Source organism: Pleomorphomonas diazotrophica (assembly GCF_002844595.1).
GTDB classification, from domain to species: Bacteria; Pseudomonadota; Alphaproteobacteria; order Rhizobiales; family Pleomorphomonadaceae; genus Pleomorphomonas; species Pleomorphomonas diazotrophica.
The window spans coordinates 14297-32071 of sequence record NZ_PJNW01000008.1 but is presented as its reverse complement, the minus strand read 5'-3'; the positions used below and the strand labels follow the sequence as shown (position 1 = coordinate 32071).

Below are 17775 nucleotides of genomic sequence, written 5' to 3'. Positions count from 1 at the left end.
TATTCAGTGCGGCTTTGGAGGCAATTGAAAAGACGGATTTATCATTCACTTCCGACCAAAGTCCGGACCGACGTCAGTGCCAATGCCAGCAAAGAACGCAACGATATTTGAAACCAAAGATCATAGCAAAGGTGTCCGGATCTCGCCTTTAGCACCGTGCAAACTGTGCATGACATGCAGCTCACAATGTCATTCTATTGAGACGGCTGTCTGCCGGCGCAGAGTTGGGAATTTAACACTCATCAAGCTTTTCGACCTATCTGTGGTTGAACCTAGTTACTGCTAGTCAATGCGGCGAAATGGAGGGCTTATGTCACGCAGCGGCTCGTATCTCGGAGGATCTACCGTAATAGGCGCGAGGTCCGGCTGGTTCACGTTTACAAAGAAAAAGCGTCCACTCGTGGTGAACACCGATCCGGAGCAATTGGCCCAGGTCAAGCAGAGAAGAGAGGCGAAGGCCGAGGCAAAGCGGAGGAAGGAAGCGGAGAAGCGAGCGAAGGCAGCAAAGCGCGTGCAAACTGCAAGTGCCCTCAGGAAAAAGCTCGTCCCCGTTGAGGTGAAGCGGGCAGAGCCGCCCAAGAAAGACCCCGACAGAATTGCCCGGAAGCTCAACGAGCGGATTAGCAAAGTAGTTGTCCTATATAAGGATCAACGAGGCGTCGCGCGGCCGAAAAAGTAAGGCTTCTCCTGGTTGAATTTCTACGGCCCGCCCGTCGAGCTTTAATCTAAGCTTTGTCCCTCCCAATATAGGCTTGCCCTTCGTATTTAATTTCAATAGCTTAGCGTTGCTTGGTATCTACCACCAGTACCCAGCTGATGCCCAGTTAATTAAGCTCAAGACGGCACCGATGACTGTTCAGCCCAAACTGCCCTATGTTGTATTTTCCCGAGTAGATAGCCCGAGCCTCTGGGTTCGGTTCTCCATACCCGGCCAAGGGCAGAAACGCATTTGTCTGAAGACCAGCGACGAGGAAGACGCCAAGCGACGCGCTGAGATCGAATATCAACGCGCCCTCTGGAGCGCAGAGCAAGGAACGCTTCCAGGAAAAACTTCCTTCGACAAGGTCGCTCGCCAGTATCTCGAAAGCGCCCAGTTGGAAGCCGGGAGCAATCCATCAAAGCTGTCCAAGGTCGCAGCCGACCGAGGCGTGCTTGATCGCTATATGGTCCCCTTCTTCGGTAGAAGCCCCATAACAGCTATCAGCGTCCCGAAGCTTCACAGCTACATGGAATGGCGACGAAGCTACTGGACGAGCGGTCCTGGGGCAAAAGAGACGCATATCGCCTACGAGCGAAAGGGACGCCGAGTGATCCGTCCTGCCCAGCATATCGAGGCGACGCTGAGCACGCTGCGCCGGGAAGCCGTCACCATGCGGTCGGTGTTCAAACACGCTGTGCGGCTGGGCTACCTCAAGGCATCCGACATTCCCAAGATCGATCTGGTTGCCGAAGAGCGGAACAAGCGGCCGTCCTTCACTGACGCCGAGGTTGCCAAGCTCATGCAGGTCGCAGAGCAACGGATGATCGACGTTCTCACTCCTCAGCGCCGAGGCAAGCAACAGCCGAACTCCTGGAAGGACATGGACGGCAAAGAGATCACGCCTTCTGTCAGCCGCGTCGCCTATGAGCGAACGGTGCTCTACTGGTTCATCAACATCGCACTCGAAACAGGCATGCGACCGACTGAGCTATTCAACCTCGATTGGGCGCATATCGTTGGCTTCAAGGAAGAGCGAGACAAACCAATCGTCGAGCAGCGCATTCGCATTCTGGCCTACGGCAAAGGCAAAAAGCCGCAACAACTTGTCCCGAATATTGGTGCAGCCACGAGTTTCGCCGCTCTTTGGGACGCTTTCAAAAAGGTTCACGGGCGGGAGCCGAGAGACGACGAGCCTATGTTCGTCAACGCCTCCGGTGAACGAGCGCAATCCTACAAAAAGAGTCTCAACGCGCTGTTGGAAGCGGCCAAACTCAAGACCGACGTGTTCGGCCAAGTTCGTTCCGCCTACAGCTTCCGACACACCTATGCGACCCGGCAGCTCAGAAAGGGAACCGACGTCTATACGTTGGCGATCAATATGCGGACATCAGTTCGGATGATCGAGATGTACTACTCGGATGTCGTGCCGGAGGATTTGGCGAAGCAGCTCGAAGGGAGTTACGATTGAGCGAAGCTCTTCTCAGAGTTGGCAACAATCACGTGGGAATGAATCTGAGCACCACCCCGAATGTCATTCCTCTTAATGTTCGCGCCTCCTCCCTAAGCGTGATTCGGCTGAAAAACGGGATAGCAAACGAACCATTCGGGCGCGGAGCATCAATGATGTGAAACTCAACAGTCCAACCGGAGAGGGTGTCACCGAGGTTCTCTCTCAAGTGTTCTGCAGCGGCGCCGTTTGATAAAGCGCGCACCCTTTCCAAAAGAACTTGTCGGGCCTCCGGGTAGGTTTTGAGAATCCGCGCTGAGTTGCTTCCTTGTTTGAAAAAGTGACTAAGTACGCTCGATTGGCGCGAACTCTTTTTGACATGTATGAGTCTTTTGCCAGCGATATCGATCAGATCGCACGACTCAAATTTCCCATAGGGTATCGATACGACCGGCAGTATCTCTTGATCTAGACAGAGCTGCCCGTAGTATGAGGCACATCTTTTATTGTATTCAAGCTCGCTCTCAAACCCCGTCCTTTTCCCGTCTTCTGAGACCTTCTTTATTATTTTGAGCGGCGTTGAGTCCCACCCCTTAACCAATTCATGGAACACACCATCGACATCGTCCTTAAACTGTTGATCAAGTCGATACCATTCGCCCTCGCTGATCGCATATAGGCCGTTGTCGATCACCAGCGAGCCGATCAGTGCCTTTTTAAGACTCCAGCGTTTCTTGATCATCGCATCGCTGGCGAATTCAGCAATAACGCCATGCTTATGTAAGCAATCTATATCCAGTCGACCAATGTCGTCTCCAAGCTCAGTCCGGTAGTTTGACATCAAAAGATCTGGATACCGTCTTTGCACTCGCAAGCCGCTGAAACCGTAGTATACAACATCATCTTCTGACCATCCCGGCAACGCGAGTTCGAAACTGTCCTGCCCCGCCTTGATGACCTCAATCGCCTTCGCATCGAGTTTCATCAAGAGCGCCTGATCGAGAATTGGACGCACTTTATCGATAATCTGGAAGCTGGTTTTCTTATAAGCGTCCGATTGGAAGCGTGTGAGAGCTTCTTCCGCGATTCCAGCTAAATCTGGCAATGTCATCTCGCGCGTAATTTTCAGCGAAGTAGAGCCAGCGATACTGTTTGCAAATTCGCTATCCTCCGCTTTTCCAGTTATTCGCCGCACAAGGTCCAGCGCCTCATCGATTCCAAACGCTTGCAAATCTCGTTGAAAGGCTGACTGAGAGACTCCTTTCATCGCCTCCCCAAGATGGCTTCGATCGATCCGTCTTAGTTTGCTATCGCTAAGTGAATTGACGGCGACGCGAAGGCCAAAGTCTGACTCAATTCTCGAGTCGTCGATGTACTGCCAACCATGCGCAAACGAGGTTATGAATATCCGCTTTGCATGTTTAAATACTACGACGGCACACGACGATTTGTTCTTTATAGCAGGAAGCCCATCGAAAACCTCGCCAATGTCAGAAAGCCATGGCGGAGAACGGGGTTCGTTGTCGAAGATATAGGCGATCGCTTTGCTGCCGAGGCCATCGGACTCAACTACAGTCGCGTCTTTAGCAGAGACTCTGTCTTGTGCCGCTTGTGTAAGCGCACGCTCAAAGTCCTCGACCCCGCTCTTTGCGAGATAGAGGGTGAAAGTCTTTGATTTTGGCATCGCCCATCCCTCCGCCCCACTTAACTTGCAAAGGCGTAGAGTACTATTTTTGATAGAAATCGAGCTTGTGCAACGATGCGTTAGGATAGCCACCCTCGCTATCACCGTGCGGACAGCGGTCTACATGACGTAGGTATAACCACTCCGAGTCGTGTGGGACACACTCCTCATAACTTCTCAACCATGCAACGAATAAGCGAAGGCACCGGCGATCCCGTCTATTCCTGGGAGTTATCCAGCAAGATGATAGCGACTCGAAACATGATACCTCTTCGAGCAATGAGCGGTGCGATCTCGCGATAAATGCCCCATAGCTGGTCGACAAACCAATGGGATGGCCCTTAATAAACTTCGATATGTCAACATAGTTATCAGTGTGGACGCTTAGAATTATGGCGATGTTCGGACGAGAAAAGCAACGAGACCCGAGGAATTTTATCGCGACATACGACGACAGTGCCCCTGTTGAATATCAAATGCGGGCGATTGCGTTCTTTGATATCCTCGGCTGGCGACAAGCCGTCGAAGAATCGGACGCCGATCCCAATATCCGGAAAATACTATTGAATGCTGTATGGTCATTTGCGGCACGAGCGAAAGATTACGTTGAAACGGAGACTGAAGACCATCCCTCTCGGGATGAGTATTCGCAGTTCTCGGATAGCGTCATTGTTTCTTTTCCTTACGCTGGTCATTATGACTTGTACCGGCTTCTGAAGTTCGTAACAGAATTCCAAACTAGCATGGTCATGCTTGGGCTACCGCTACGCGGGGGGGTAACTGTCGGGCCTCTCTTTCACATGGACGCGATAGCTTTCGGGCCTGCGATGAATCGTGCCTACTGTCTCGAGAGCCAGGTCGCCAGGATGCCACGGATCATCATCGACCGGTCGCTCGACGATGACGTTGTTGCGGCAGCCTCCGAATTACCTAAGCATTGGTCTTTTGTCGTTCGCGGCGACGACGGCTACTATGAGACTGATTTCTTGGCGCCCTACGTTATGAACGAAAAGCTTGCAAAGCGGCTCGAAGTCAAGATTGACAACTGGATCCAGCAGTACCGCAACGACGACGGAATTCTGGCGAAGTACCAGTGGCTAAAAGCTCGGTGGGACGCTAGCAAAGCCGAAGCGCTGGAGCGGATCAAAAAGGGATTTAATTATCAAGGCCCCCACAACGCGAAAGGCGGGCCTCATATGGACTAAATGGCCGCACCTTGTCTGCAGGGTGGTTACGCGGAATCGGAGTCTAGGTGCGAGACGAAAACCGCTCATATGCTGTTATTCTGGTCGCTAAGATCTCGACGTCGCGCTGATATATTTCGGCTCGTAGAAACTCTATTTCTGCCTCTCGAAGCGCCTCAATACGTCAACGTGCCAGGCCTTCGGAAAGCCGTCAGAGCCGTCGTTCCAGCGGTATTTTCGCGCCTTCAAGACGTCTTTCAGTTCGTAAGGGGCGTGTGTCGCCCAAATCCGGAAAGAGGGCTTACGCGCCACTTCCAACATGTGATCCAAGGCGGTTCGGCCGCTCTTGGGCATCTTGGATGCAAGAAGTTCTATGGCCGCGAGACAGTCACTGACGGCGCGATGCTTGTCGTAGAAGAACCCGAACTGAGTTGCGAGATACCCAAGCTTCGTGCCCTCGAACCCCTGCTCCCGCCACGGCACTTGCGACATGGAGCACGACCAGCATTTATGTTCGAAAGCTTCTGGAGCAAAACGCTCAAGCATCTTTCGATCGTAGGCGGCGTTATGCGCGACGATGAGATCGGCATCTCTCGTGAAAGCGATTACCTCGTCTGGATCGATCGCACAGCCAGCGACCATCTCATTTGTGATACCGGTGATATCAGTGATCTCGGCCGAGATAGGGGTCGAGGGTTCGCGAAGCTTGTTGAAGGCAGGCAGCACACGGACGACTGTACCATCTGGTGTGAACCTGAAGGGCACCATCGCCAACTCGATGATCTCGTCTCTAGCCGTGTCGAGACCGGTCGCTTCTGTATCGACGTAGATGCCTAGCTTGGTTTCCTCGTCGGCAATTCCCAGCACCGGCAAACGAGGAGCAAGCTTCCGCAGAACGCGGTAATGCGGGGACGCTTCAAGAGCCTTCGCGATTGCTTCCAAATCAATGAGTTCGTCGAATGCCATTGGCTCTCCAAAGCGTTCCTAAGGCCGACGGCCCAAAATACACTTAAGCTCGTCTTCGTTACTCCGATCGACATTTTCCCTAAGGGGAACGATCAGCTCTATCAATACAACTATAAGTTGCGGTAATAGATTTTTCGCGCGATACCTCGTTTGACGAAGAACAAATTGGGTATCCCGTTGCAATATTTGAAATTTTCGATTCGGAGCTAGTTAGTATCATGTAACGATATTATATTATTTTTACTATAATACACATAATTTGACTTAAATGTTAATGATACGAAAACACACATCTATATACAGACAACACCATTATATGTTCTTCAAAATTACAAGCCCTCTCCACAATTCACGTATCTCGTAATTTTTCGAGAACTACACGCTATCGATTACCTGATAATTTCCGGTACTTGTCCAGAATATCGCCTACCGTACCTTTTGATTTTCCTTCGCAGGCACCAGAGCCGACGCCATTTTTCCCTTATTGCTAGAAGCTTTCTGGGTCTTGTCCGCTCCGATTTTACTTTTTGTTGTGCCCTTGGGACCAATCCAAAATTGCAACGACCGATATCCATGAAGCGGCTGGCTAAGATGGGTGACGAGTAGCCGAACAGCTTCCTTGGGCCACCACTTGCGCTGATTACTGGTATTCATGTCGAATACGTAGTTGGGATCGAATGGGCCAGCCCGCTTGTAGTCGTCCTCAATGCGGAACTTCATGGCGTATCGGGTTATGCGGCGGATATTCCACTTTACGTCGCGCTCGGTCTTGAAGGGCTGAACGTCGACCTGATAGGGGTGAGCAGCATTTTTGCGCTTCATGGCCGATTTGAACTCGTCGATCGAAATATCTCCAAGCGCTACGATTGCATGAAAATGCAGAAGCCAGTGGCTTTCGTCGAAGGTGAATGTCGGTAACCCCAATAGCGGCAGGGCAATTTTCGCATTGCGGCCGAGTTCATCCGATCCCCAGAGATGATCGAACTCCCAATATCCCTTGATCATCACATTGTTCCACCTGGGGTCCTTCTTTCGCCGGGCCATAATAGCGTTACGAGCTTTAAGTTCGAATTTGTCCTGAAGGGGCCGAGCGTCGTTCAGGTCGGAAATCACCCGAACTAGCACAGTCATGAGAACCAAATGGCTGTTATCCTGACCGGCGAAAAGGCGATAGTTCTCGGCGGTTTGTTCTTTGCGACGTAACATCAGGCAGCGAGGACAGAACACCACTCCGCATTCCGAGCGGTTTCCATGCTGATCTCGCGTCCCACAGGCCTTTACTCGCGCTTTGATCCCACTATCGCCAGCCACCAGTAAGGCTGAACGCTGCTGGGCAAAACCAAGAGTCAGTCCCGGAATTTGCCGCTTCTCTTGCCAAGTGAGGACTTTCTCCATCATAGCAGCACGGAGCTTCGACATTTCCGCGCTTGGCGCTGCAACCTTCTGCCCCCAAAACGTCCAGTATTGCACCGGCCCACTCATCTTCGACATTCCCGCTTCCTCAACTGCTGGCCCCGGATGCTGCAAACATCCGGGACCGGTGTGTGCGGAAGCAAACAGCACACGAAATCCGGTTTGGGTCGCGATGAGAGAGCTTCCAAGTTTGCCCCGTTTGCAGCGGGATGATCGACAACCTTAGTTCCTTAGGAATATCGACCTGCGTCAACAGCTCTAGGGATGAACGCCATCGACCAGCTATTTATGCTGCTCGCCAATCGGCGGAAATGCTCACTGGGTTGCGTTATCGACAGCATGCAATAATGCGGGTTAACAGGATCCTGAGGGCGCTTCGCGAGAACTTAAATGGATGCGCTTCAATTTGAAATTGCTCGCTTTCTAGCAGCTAAGGCTTTGCAAAAGAGGCGCACCACGTACCAGCAGGTGAGCGAAGCCGTAGGCTGGAACCATCCGACCGGGCGTGGGCTGGGGCCAAATCTAGAAGTTATTTTGCACTATTTGGCAGAGCGTAAGTTGCCACCACTAACGACGATCCTAGTGAAGAAGGGGGAACGGTATCCCGCGGAAGATGCGATGGCTTATATCCGAGCCGCGCTCGGACCCATCGACATAGAAACCGCTCAGAAGGACGTATTCGCATTTGACTGGACGTCTGTCCCGGAACTCGCTCCCGCCTCCGACGCACTGCCCGATGGACGGCAAGTCTGGCTGACATCGTTCTGGGGTTTTGACCCGGCCAACTGGGGATGCATCGGCTTTTCGGACGAGGCTCGAAGAACCCGCTACTTAAGGAACTCCCAGCCAGGAACACTCGTCGCCATCTACGTGACTAAAGGCAGAGGACCGACGGGAATGCGCGGTAACGTCGTCGGAGTGCTTGAAATTTGCCACGAGGTCGGTCCCGCGGAGCGATTCATTTCAGGAGATACCTGGGCCGAGAAGGAGCGCGATGTCGATTCTCGCGGGAAGTGGCTCCATGCGGTCAGGGCGACGAGAGCATGGCGCATTACTCCGGAAGACTATACCCCCGTCGAAGAACTCTTCCCGCAAGCTTACAACAGCGCCCATCCCGAATTCATTGGGGCCAGTGGCGTGCCTGTCTCATCCGAAGAGGCCGAGAAGCTCTACGAGTTGGATGTCTACGAAGTGCCGGTCTATGGGCAAACAGGTTCTGTAGACCCAACAATTCAAACGCTCGAAGCCGCCCTTGCTCCTAGTCGCGCGATCAGACCAGCCTCACAGCCATATTGGGTAGGGGAGACGGACGGGCCTAAGCATCTCTACATCCTCCGGCTCAAAGGCGATATTGCAGCATATCTTGGACGAACCTCAGACCAAGTCCAACACCAGCACATTATAAAGGTTGGCTTTTCAAAGAGTCCCCAAGCCCGACGCGATCAGATTCAGAGCGCCTATCCCAGAGGGACCTTCATCTGGGAAGTCTTCAAGCCTGACCCTCAACCAGACAAGGCGCCGTATTCCAATACTGAAATTGCAATTGCGGGTGAAGACGCGATGAAAAAGCGTCTCGTAGAAGATGGCGCAGAGGTACTGGGCGGCGAGTTTTTCCTAGCGGATTACAGTCTGGTACTTCGGACTTGGGCAGCCGGCACTAACGCGGCTGGCGAGAAGCAGGGCGAAAAAAGCCGCGCTGCCTCAGCATAAATGTTGGCTCGCTAATTAGCCGCAGGCTGCGACAAACGCACTGGTAGAGTTCGGCCTAGCATCTTTGGCAATGCGCCCCTTGTTAGTCGTTTCGACAAGCGAGACGTCCGACCCGGAAGCTGTCGTTGAGATGGGTGCGCGTGGCGACAGTCGTCGGGCAGATATCTGTGGTGACGAAAGCCACAACTGCTCCACCTGTAGCTACCGCGTTTGGGTCGGGCGCTCGCCAGCAGGCTATCATTTTGCCTCCGTCTGCAATTGAGGAGACGCTCCGTGGCCAAATTGCTGATTTGAATCTAGATGAGGATGTGTCTGACCATGTGTTCTCAACCAAGGGCTTCCAGCATCGTCCCTCATGAAGCCCGATAGGAGTTCGGCAGCGACATGGCTTGGGATCACGACGAAAATCAATGCCCGTTGGCGGCAATCGATCGCCGCTTGGAAGATGTCCATCATTTCTGGCATCAGGCCGAAAGGGCGTATTTCGAACCTGACGAGTTCCGGGTTGCCATCCAGGCCGCCATTCAAACCGCGCGGCAGGTCTCATTCGTTCTACAAAAAAACAAGGCGCTCATTCCGGATTTCGAAGAATGGTATAAGGGCTGGCAAGAGAAACTAGCAGCTATTCCGCTCATGCGATGGATGGTTGAAGCTCGCAACAAGATCGAAAAGCAGGGCGATCTTGAGGCGCACAGTTTTGTGAGTGCCGAGATTGTCGCCTCCCACCTGGACGAAGGTCCCAGGATCCAAGTACCTGCCAAGCTTTCGGACGCACCGCTGGCCTTGATCAAAAGCATTCCCGATTCTTTGCTGGGCCAGCATATCAAGAAAGACGGTGTGTTGCGCATACGCCGTCGCTGGATCGAGAATTCACTGCCCGACACGGAACTGCTGGATGCCGTGGCCACTGCCTATGGGCATTTAGCTCAACTGGTTCGATCAGCGCACGAGCAGATGGGACTGGTCGCACCGATCTCCACAAACGTGAACACCGGAGAGCAATTCTCGGAGGGAGATCGGGGAGGCCGTCTTCCGTGCATGATCGGGCATGAAGACGCCCGCACTCTCGATGTGTGGCTTGCCACAGGCGAACCGCTAGAATTCGAAGTGATTCAGAAGAAGCTGGGCCGAGAAGAAGCGATAGCGGAAGGGCCAAAACTCGAAAAGCGATATGGGATCAACCCTTCCACAATGTATGCCGATAGCGGCAAGATTCACGACCATGCTCGATCGCTTTTCCGAAGTGCGCGCAGAATGTTCGAGAAGGACGGCTACCACATCACGATGGTCATCCTTTTTCGGGATGGAAAGCCGATCCACTTTGGCGAACTGCGCCCGATGGAGCATGGTCACAAGTTCATGATGATGCGGACCTTAGCGCGGCAGGCTCAAAAGATCGGTGCGGACGCCGCCATCATGATTGGCGAAACATGGAGCGCTCCGGCGAACCCCGCCAACCCATATATGCGCGCCGTCGACTCCCCGGACAGGAAAGAGTTTTTGACGGCCACCGCCGTCTCAAAGGATGGCGACCCAATCTATCTTAGTGCCGAGATTTTGCGGGATGGCAAAAAGTTCGCGCTCGCTGATACGATCGAGCATACGAACGGGGCTCACTTCGCCTTCGCTCCGCTCTACGAGGTTTGGAAAAAGCCTATCCCTAATCATTGGGGCGAGTTGCCGAAGGGTACCGATGGTGTCCGGAAAGAGGTTTAGTTGCCCGTTGCCTCGGGAATGAAGCCAACCCGATCGCCGGGTCCGGCCTCATTTTCGGCGGATGACCGATGCGTTAATCCGCCCAATTGTCAGCTTCCCTAGGTTCTATTCTTAAAACCTGTACCGCCCCCCCTCGGCCAACGTTGGACTTCTGAGTGCCATAGAATCAGAACCTATTCCTGGCTCAATTCAGTAGGATGTAGGATTGCATCACGCCGCGCCGTCACGCTTCGCAAAGCTTACAGCAACTCAACCGCGGCCCTCATCATGTCCTCTCGCACGTCAATGTAGCGCTGTGTCGTGGTCATGTGCTTATGACCCGCAAGCGTCATAATGATCTTCGTGCCAACCCCAGAATTGGCCAACTTAGTAATGAACCAGCGCCGACCGCTGTGCGAAGTCGCCCCGTCCAATCCCGTATCCTCATAAAACCGGTTCATCAGCTGGCAGAGCGTGTTTGGTGAAAACGCCGTGCGCTTCTGCGTCACCAGCAGTGGCGACTTGGGTTTGCGATTCTGGGCATCCGATCGGCGAAACCGCTCGATCTCATGCCGCAACCGATCGCTGAGGAAGACCACCCGTTCATGACCGCCTTTGGCAATCGACGCTCGAACAACGAGGCGTTCGCGTATCGCACCATCAGCCTCGAAAACATCACTGACCAACAGACCAGCAATCTCGCCAACACGGAGCCCGGCGAGATGTGACAGCATGAATGCCAGACGATTGCGCTCGGCATGTCGAGACTGCGCAACGACAGCCAGCAGCCGCTTGAATTCGGGTTCGGTCAGGACACGGGCTTGGCGCATGGAAACCTCACAATACACTGTAATTGCTCAGCTTTTATGATGTTTCCATAAACTCGACATCGCCACCGAAAACTGCTCGCCCGGAATTCCTTCATTGGGCCAAATGGTTAGCGTCAGAAAATCCGAAAACGTCACACAAACACGATTTTATGACGTTTCGGTCGCGAGGCGAAAACCTGCTTTGCCGCGCTAAATACTTGAGCAGCAGCACAAGCGCAGCGACGTGAAGGAGCATCATGACGACAGCAATCGACCTACTTGAAGACATCTATCAGGAGCTACGCGAAGCGGGTCTTGTCGGCTCGAAAGCGGAATTTTCCGAGGGCCTACTTGTTAGGTCCCGCAGCTATCTCACCTCAATGCGAGCAAGAGATAGGCATGTCTCAAACGATATCCTAATGACGTTAAGGGCTTCGCTCAGCGCGGAGATTGAAATGCGCGCCGAGGTTCACGAAGTCGCAGACAGACTCGTCTTGCGCCGTGCCAGAAACAGAGTCGAAGGATTCCTTGGCGAATATCCGCTTCAAGTCCTGCTCCAGGAGCGGCTATATGCAGCACGGAGTAGTCGGCCTGCTGGAAGCCCCATGTTCCGCCAATAAGCGCTCCCCTTAGGGGAAATTTCAGCCTGAGAGGTTAGCTCCTGGTCGACCGCCGTTCACCGTTTACCTAGCTGCGGCCAAGACTGTTAATCGCGTCGGCAACTAAGCGAGGAGTAAGCCATTGTCGCTATTGCGGATCATAATGGGCACGTGGCTCTTCGTTTCGCTGGCAAGCATTTTCATCGGATATTTCTGGGTCGGCGGTATAGAAGCTAAGTTCGATCCGAAGCTGAAGTATGCGAAGGCGAAAAGTCGCGCCATAAATGCGTATATGTTTTTCACGGTACGCGAGCTATCGAGGCTGCCCACAGATTATGCCGATGCTCTTCGCAGGGCGTACCGGTTCATACTCTCCGGATACATTGCCCTCTTTTTAGCATGTGTGTGCCTTATCCTGTTGAAGTTCGTAATTACTCGATAGCACCCATCTGGCTATGCGGCATTGCCGAAACCTCGTTAAGAGACTTAAGCTTTTGGCTTGCGGCCTGCCTTCAATGGCGTTGGCTGTTCGCTAGTATCCGGTTCGCGCAGCAGTTCTGATACGTGCGCGTCGAGAGCACTGGCAATCTTATCGAGGATGCCAATCGACGGATTTTCCATCTTGCGCTCAAGCCGACTTACATAGGTGCGATCAACGCCAGCCTCGTTGGCTAGGCGTTCTTGAGAGATATCTTTTGCGACCCTCAGGCGGCGCATATTCCAGGCAACGAGTTCGCGACCATTCATGAGCGTATAAGCATCATAGGTCGGCGCATTTATCCACGGACTGTAGGCCTATTATTTTTAACTAGGCAGTATCAGCAGATCAATCAGCCTAATTCCGAGAACGCCCGCCAAGCGATCTAGAAGGTCGATGTCGGGATCATGCTGCCCTGCCTCAATCGCCGATAACAGCATGGATGGAAAGCCGGATAGCTGGGCTAACTGCTCGATCGTTAGCCCTCTCTGCTCTCGCCACACGGCGACTCCCCTTCCGACTACAGCAACGCCGCTCAGTTGTGTGGGCTGCTGCTCCACCCCCTCATTATTCATGGGTCTATACACACACTTAATAGTTTGTTAATTTGAGGATTATACGCCTCTGATTGATTCCCGTGAAGAGGCGACCAGCAGCTTTAGGGGAAGGGATGATATGTCCAGCATCTCGCTACCAAAGCCTCTCCGGATGGCAGCGGCAGAGCGCCAGAGAAACGCAGGAGGCCGACCGCTTGGTGTGGTAGGGTCAGCAGTGACCAGCACTCAGGATCGTTCGGCGGCAGCGCTAACCGCGACTGGCCCCGTCCTGTTCTGGAAGATCATGATGGCGCTAGCGATGGTCCTGTCCGTCTACAACGCCATCGGCATGGCAATGCTCGGCAGCGACTGGCTGTTCGCCTACTGGAACGCCTGGGATTATTGGTGTGCCGGAGGATATTGCCGCTAGCGTTCTGGACTAAGGACACGGTCACCTGTGATGGATGACTGCCCTTGGTCGCTCCCCCTTCCTTGCGAAGGGGCCAACCCAAGAACAAAGAAAAGGCGGCAGCCACACAAAGCAGCCGCCGCTCTTCAGGACACGATTATCAAGGACGCCAGCAGGCCCGAAGGCCGGCTAGTCTCGTCAGGCCACCGGAATCGGACGCAGGTCCCGCGAATGCGCCTTAGGGCCTCGTTCCATGATTGCAGGGATGTATAGCTCATAGTCCGCCGCCTCGGTTGCGAAGCGGATGTGCATGCCTCCTACCGGGTCCGCCTCGAACTCGACATCGGAATCCGTCAACGGAAGTAAAACCAGCATTCTCAGCACTGACAACAGGATACCAGGGGCGAAGAGTACTTCCTCGTCGTCCGTAACTTTGGTCACGTGGCTTGGGTAAAAATCGTGCGAACCAAGAAGGAGCGAGAGCCCGCCACCGACCGACATAAGCTCGATCTTGTGGCGGTTGCTGACCCTCGAAGGCAACAGAGCACCCCAAGCCTTCAAGTCCTCGCGGCTCACGGCGAACTCGAACTCCGGACTGAACTTGTCCAACGTGAATTCGAGCGGATAGCTTGCCAGCCCCGAAGCGATCGGCAGAACGTCGACACTGTAGGAACGGGCTTTCTCGATGCCGGCCACCGAGGTGATTAGCTCGATAGACGCAGCACACGCCGTGTTCGCAGACGCCATGATCGACGCATCGAAGTACTTGCGACGATCGGCATCAAGGAGGTTAGCCTCGGCAAAGCTCCAGCCCTCGCTCGACAGACGACAGAAGCCCGCTGGCCAGGGATCAACGATCGCCACCTTGGGGCGGGCAACGACGACCGGGCCGCAGGAGTCCGTAGGAGTGATCGACGAGATCAGGATCGACTGGTCAGGTCTGAGAACGAACTGGCGCGAGCCGGCGTACATCTCGGGATCAGCCCCCAAAGAGCCAGCCGCCAAGGTCTGCTCACGATGAGCTACCACCGAGCCTACCTCGACCAGCTCGCCGAGCATGTTGGCGATTGGGCTGACCTCATAGGCATCTTCGTAGATCTGCCCCTTGATTGACTCAACTAAGCTCTGAGGCACCTCGAAGGGAACCTGCTTATTTCCGACTGTTACCGTAATGCTGATCGGAATGTCTGCCCCTTCGGCCAGCCCGTCCCGCTTGCGCAGCACTGCCTTTCCCTTATCGGCGCGCTTAACAGCACCAGCGAACCGATCGATGATAACCTTGCCTCTGCCGTTGTTGATTCCGCGCTGCAAGTCACTGGCTTTGGTGATGCCGCCCACGGACATAAGCAGCGCCACCAACTGCTTAACGCCCTGATCGTCGAATGTGACGGCTTTCAGCTGCGCGGGTGTCATCGAACGGATCTGGTTGGCGAGCCACTCGACTGTGAGCGCGAGTCGATCGATCATCTTGCCAGCTTGCCGGGCCTCCACAAGGTTGTCAGCCTTCGAGTCGAGCCCAAACGTTGCGGCAACAGCCTTACACATCTTGTGCTTGCTCGTAATATGAGCCCGATCGATGTGGAGGGCGTCAAGCCTTTCGTCCCAATCAATCTCCGGAAAGAGGGCGACCTCCAGGGACAAGAGCGCGATGGTCTGCCTCTGCAGAGCGTCGCCGTGAAGCCTCGTCCTCTTATATGCCGAACCTGAACGCTGGCACTGTTCGGCCAGCCAACCGCTCAGCGCGACCCTGGCCTCTCCATTGAGGCCCTTTGCATCGTCCGCGTTGCTGGCGTGCGGTGCAACTGACTTGAAAACAGCACCGCCATCCTCGGCTTGATCCTGCGGAACGCCAACGCCCTGCAGGGCGCCAAGGGAAACCGGAGCGGCGGTCAGGGTGGAATTGTCTACGATCTTGTTCACTTTAGTCTCCAATCTATGGGTTTTAATTGACATCGGCAGACCGGGATGGTCAGCCAAACAGAACCGGCCTGCCGGAGCGGCAAGCCGTCAAACATCGTCAGTGTTTGGGAGTGTCTGAGCTTTACGCTCCGGTCTACTTTACAGCACGACCCGCAAGTAATCTTCGGCTATTGCGCAATTTGCTTTGGATCACTCGGACAAGACGAATGGTCTCACAGGTTTTGAATCTGTCAAGGAAAACGGGGGAAGAAAAAAACGACCTGTCAAGTGAGTTCGGCAATGTGGTTTACATAGGCCTAAAAAACCTGAATTAATTCTCGGGAATCCCACATCAAGTCTTATCTTGCTCATCGACCCCACGGGAACGATTCCAATGCTTTTTATGGCTGCCGGAAGCGAGATTTTCCCTAAGGGGATTTTGTTTTGCTCTGGCTCTAGCTTTGCCGAGCGAAGGAGGCAATGGCGAAGACCACCGCCGCCTCAACAAACAAAGAAGGATGTACCTTGGATATGGATCATCTTCGGAGCGGTTATGCTGGTACTGACACTCTTGGGTAGGTGACGTAAACACTCTGCGTTCTATTGGCGATAGCGAAGCAACCGGTAATATTCGCAAAGTGCTCTAGCAAATGATCTGCAATAACACCGACTGAGCAGATAGAATTAGCGCATAAATGTCGTCACCCGCGATAGCTATAAAAGTCGAAATAACAAAAAATATAATCGCACGAATTAGGAATTGGTGCGCAGAAATTGCTTTTGTGAACTTTTCGTTTGTTCCAGCTCGATTACGCACCGCCGCACAGAGTATCTTCCTTGTTAGCCGCGTTTTAGGATGCTGGCTCCCCCAACATTGCAGCAGATCCTCGACGTCGGTGCGATGGTATCCCGAAACACTGATCGCGCGAAAAGACCACCATGCTCCGCCAACAAGATATGAGAGCGCAAGCGCGAACGAAACAAAGAAACATATCCTTACGGGCTGCGAGATCAGCACGTTATTTCCGCGCCAGATATCAGATACGAACGGGAGAGAAAAAGGAACGATTGCGGCAATTAGGGTCAAATAGATTGATGCCTTTTGATCGGCATACTTCCGTCTTTCATCTTCCGCTGAGTAGATAGCTCTGGCCTCTTCCAACGAGGTATCCAGTTCGATCGCCCACTCTTGCGTCTTTATTTTCGAGACAATGGCCTCTACGTGCTGCTCTCGTTCCTTTCGTTCGGCAGCGCTCTCCAAGCGGGGTGACGGCCAAATAAAGCGGGTGAAATCAAGCATTGGCGATCTCTTCCATTTCGTCGACGATCGCTTTCGCTATCGGCAAACCGGTCCGGTTCTCGATCCACGCCCACTGTCCATTTGGATTGCATTCAAGGAACCAATACTCTCCATCACGATCCAAAACCAAGTCGATAGCGCCAAAGCGTAAACTCTGACGGCGGACCATTTCACGGCAGAGGCTTGAGATTTCGACCGGGAGCTCTATTGCCTCGTGTGGGAGATCGGAGTGACCTCCCCTCCTCCAGTCGACTTGCGTTTCGCTATGATCTTGCGAGTGTATTGCGACAGCGAAAACCGAGTTACCGACTACTGTTACTCGAACGTCAAATCTCTTTTTGATAAGCTGCTGGATAATAAAGGGGCATGCCCTTATTGAGTCCTCCATTCCCTCGCGAATGTGACCAACCTGCGTGGTGAAAGTCACGGACTGATATCCGTTATTCTCAAAGAGCGCCCTTCGAATCGGCTTTACTACCACATCGCTCTGCTGGACACGCGCTCTCACGATCTTCGGATCGTTGGTAACAACTGTGGAAGGAATTCTGAAGCCAATGTTCTTTGCGACTCGCAGCTGTCGCAGCTTATCTTCCGCGCGAGAAATCTCCCGCGGATGATTAAGCCATTTGGCATCGACAGACGAAATAACGGACTGAAGTACTGTTCGCCACTCTCGGGCGTAGTACTCCGCGTAAGGGCCGATTTGGCTTACTTGGGGTTCTTTGGGTCGTCGGTAATAGCCCGCCCTTACATCAGACAGGAGAAGATGCCGGTCTCCTATCTCTAAACTCATCTGCTCAGGATCAGGGGAGTACAAGAAAGTTGAGGATGCGATCTTGTCTGTATTCAGCCGGAAAACGGGCTTCCCTCTGCTCCTCAATTCCTTAACGATAAAATCGCATGTAACGTCTTCCGAGCTCGTAAATAGCAGATACTCGTATCGCAT

16 protein-coding genes are annotated in these 17775 nt (G+C 53.5%); 7 read left to right on the top strand and 9 right to left on the bottom strand.

Annotated features, from left to right (window positions below):
• The first annotated feature begins 310 nt into the window (after nucleotides 1–310).
• Both CXZ10_RS11305 and CXZ10_RS11300 read left to right on the top strand, forming a co-directional pair.
• Nucleotides 311–679: a hypothetical protein gene (locus CXZ10_RS11305; protein WP_101289315.1), complete on the top strand. Its 369-nt coding sequence runs from the start codon at nucleotides 311–313 to the stop codon at nucleotides 677–679.
• A 169-nt stretch (nucleotides 680–848) separates the two neighbouring features.
• Entirely contained in the window at nucleotides 849–2168 is a 1320-nt protein-coding gene (locus CXZ10_RS11300) for a tyrosine-type recombinase/integrase (RefSeq protein ID WP_143741519.1), read from the top strand.
• A 28-nt stretch (nucleotides 2169–2196) separates the two neighbouring features.
• Here CXZ10_RS11300 and CXZ10_RS11295 read toward each other — a convergent pair whose 3' ends face one another.
• Entirely contained in the window at nucleotides 2197–3831 is a 1635-nt protein-coding gene (locus CXZ10_RS11295; protein ID WP_101289311.1) for a DUF6119 family protein, read from the bottom strand.
• Between the two features lie 392 nt (nucleotides 3832–4223).
• On the opposite strand from CXZ10_RS11295, the gene CXZ10_RS11290 reads away from it, so the two are divergent.
• Nucleotides 4224–5036 carry a hypothetical protein gene (locus tag CXZ10_RS11290; protein ID WP_101289309.1) on the top strand — a complete coding sequence of 271 codons (813 nt, stop codon included), beginning with the start codon at nucleotides 4224–4226 and terminating at the stop codon, nucleotides 5034–5036.
• Between the two features lie 132 nt (nucleotides 5037–5168).
• Here CXZ10_RS11290 and CXZ10_RS11285 read toward each other — a convergent pair whose 3' ends face one another.
• Nucleotides 5169–5981: a 3'-5' exonuclease gene (locus tag CXZ10_RS11285; RefSeq protein WP_342212732.1), complete on the bottom strand. Its 813-nt coding sequence runs from the start codon at nucleotides 5979–5981 to the stop codon at nucleotides 5169–5171.
• A 426-nt stretch (nucleotides 5982–6407) separates the two neighbouring features.
• The gene (locus tag CXZ10_RS11280) at nucleotides 6408–7472 is read right to left on the bottom strand and encodes a hypothetical protein (protein ID WP_101289307.1); all 1065 of its coding nucleotides are present in this window, start codon (nucleotides 7470–7472) and stop codon (nucleotides 6408–6410) included.
• 312 nt (nucleotides 7473–7784) lie between these two features.
• Here CXZ10_RS11280 and CXZ10_RS11275 point away from each other — a divergent pair, with 312 nt between their 5' ends.
• Entirely contained in the window at nucleotides 7785–9104 is a 1320-nt protein-coding gene (locus tag CXZ10_RS11275) for a hypothetical protein (RefSeq protein ID WP_101289305.1), read from the top strand.
• Nucleotides 9105–9488: 384 nt separating this feature from the next.
• A complete protein-coding gene (locus CXZ10_RS11270; protein ID WP_101289304.1) occupies nucleotides 9489–10820 on the top strand; it encodes a hypothetical protein in 1332 nt (443 codons plus the stop codon).
• Nucleotides 10821–11059: 239 nt separating this feature from the next.
• On the opposite strand, the gene CXZ10_RS11265 is transcribed toward CXZ10_RS11270, so the two are convergent.
• Nucleotides 11060–11629, bottom strand: a complete 570-nt coding sequence (locus CXZ10_RS11265) for a tyrosine-type recombinase/integrase (protein ID WP_101289303.1) — start codon at nucleotides 11627–11629, stop codon at nucleotides 11060–11062.
• Nucleotides 11630–11865: 236 nt separating this feature from the next.
• On the opposite strand from CXZ10_RS11265, the gene CXZ10_RS22000 reads away from it, so the two are divergent.
• Nucleotides 11866–12228, top strand: coding sequence for a DUF6626 family protein (locus CXZ10_RS22000; protein ID WP_101289296.1), 363 nt, complete (start codon nucleotides 11866–11868; stop codon nucleotides 12226–12228).
• Between the two features lie 465 nt (nucleotides 12229–12693).
• Here the strand turns inward: CXZ10_RS22000 and CXZ10_RS11250 are convergent, their stop codons facing one another.
• Nucleotides 12694–12954, bottom strand: a complete 261-nt coding sequence (locus tag CXZ10_RS11250; RefSeq protein WP_101289287.1) for a helix-turn-helix domain-containing protein — start codon at nucleotides 12952–12954, stop codon at nucleotides 12694–12696.
• 57 nt (nucleotides 12955–13011) lie between these two features.
• The gene (locus CXZ10_RS21995; RefSeq protein ID WP_101289285.1) at nucleotides 13012–13260 is read right to left on the bottom strand and encodes a helix-turn-helix domain-containing protein; all 249 of its coding nucleotides are present in this window, start codon (nucleotides 13258–13260) and stop codon (nucleotides 13012–13014) included.
• A 196-nt stretch (nucleotides 13261–13456) separates the two neighbouring features.
• Here CXZ10_RS21995 and CXZ10_RS11240 point away from each other — a divergent pair, with 196 nt between their 5' ends.
• Nucleotides 13457–13651 carry a hypothetical protein gene (locus CXZ10_RS11240; RefSeq protein WP_101289284.1) on the top strand — a complete coding sequence of 65 codons (195 nt, stop codon included), beginning with the start codon at nucleotides 13457–13459 and terminating at the stop codon, nucleotides 13649–13651.
• Nucleotides 13652–13828: 177 nt separating this feature from the next.
• On the opposite strand, the gene CXZ10_RS11235 is transcribed toward CXZ10_RS11240, so the two are convergent.
• The 3 genes from CXZ10_RS11235 to CXZ10_RS11225 all read right to left on the bottom strand — a co-directional run bounded on the left by CXZ10_RS11235 (nucleotide 13829) and on the right by CXZ10_RS11225 (nucleotide 17775).
• Complete coding sequence (locus CXZ10_RS11235) at nucleotides 13829–15550, bottom strand: hypothetical protein (protein ID WP_101289282.1); 1722 nt, start codon at nucleotides 15548–15550, stop codon at nucleotides 13829–13831.
• Nucleotides 15551–16172: 622 nt separating this feature from the next.
• Nucleotides 16173–16829: a hypothetical protein gene (locus tag CXZ10_RS11230; protein WP_101289273.1), complete on the bottom strand. Its 657-nt coding sequence runs from the start codon at nucleotides 16827–16829 to the stop codon at nucleotides 16173–16175.
• A complete protein-coding gene (locus tag CXZ10_RS11225; protein WP_101289270.1) occupies nucleotides 16822–17775 on the bottom strand; it encodes an MvdC/MvdD family ATP grasp protein in 954 nt (317 codons plus the stop codon). The genes CXZ10_RS11230 and CXZ10_RS11225 overlap by 8 nt, the downstream gene beginning before the upstream one ends.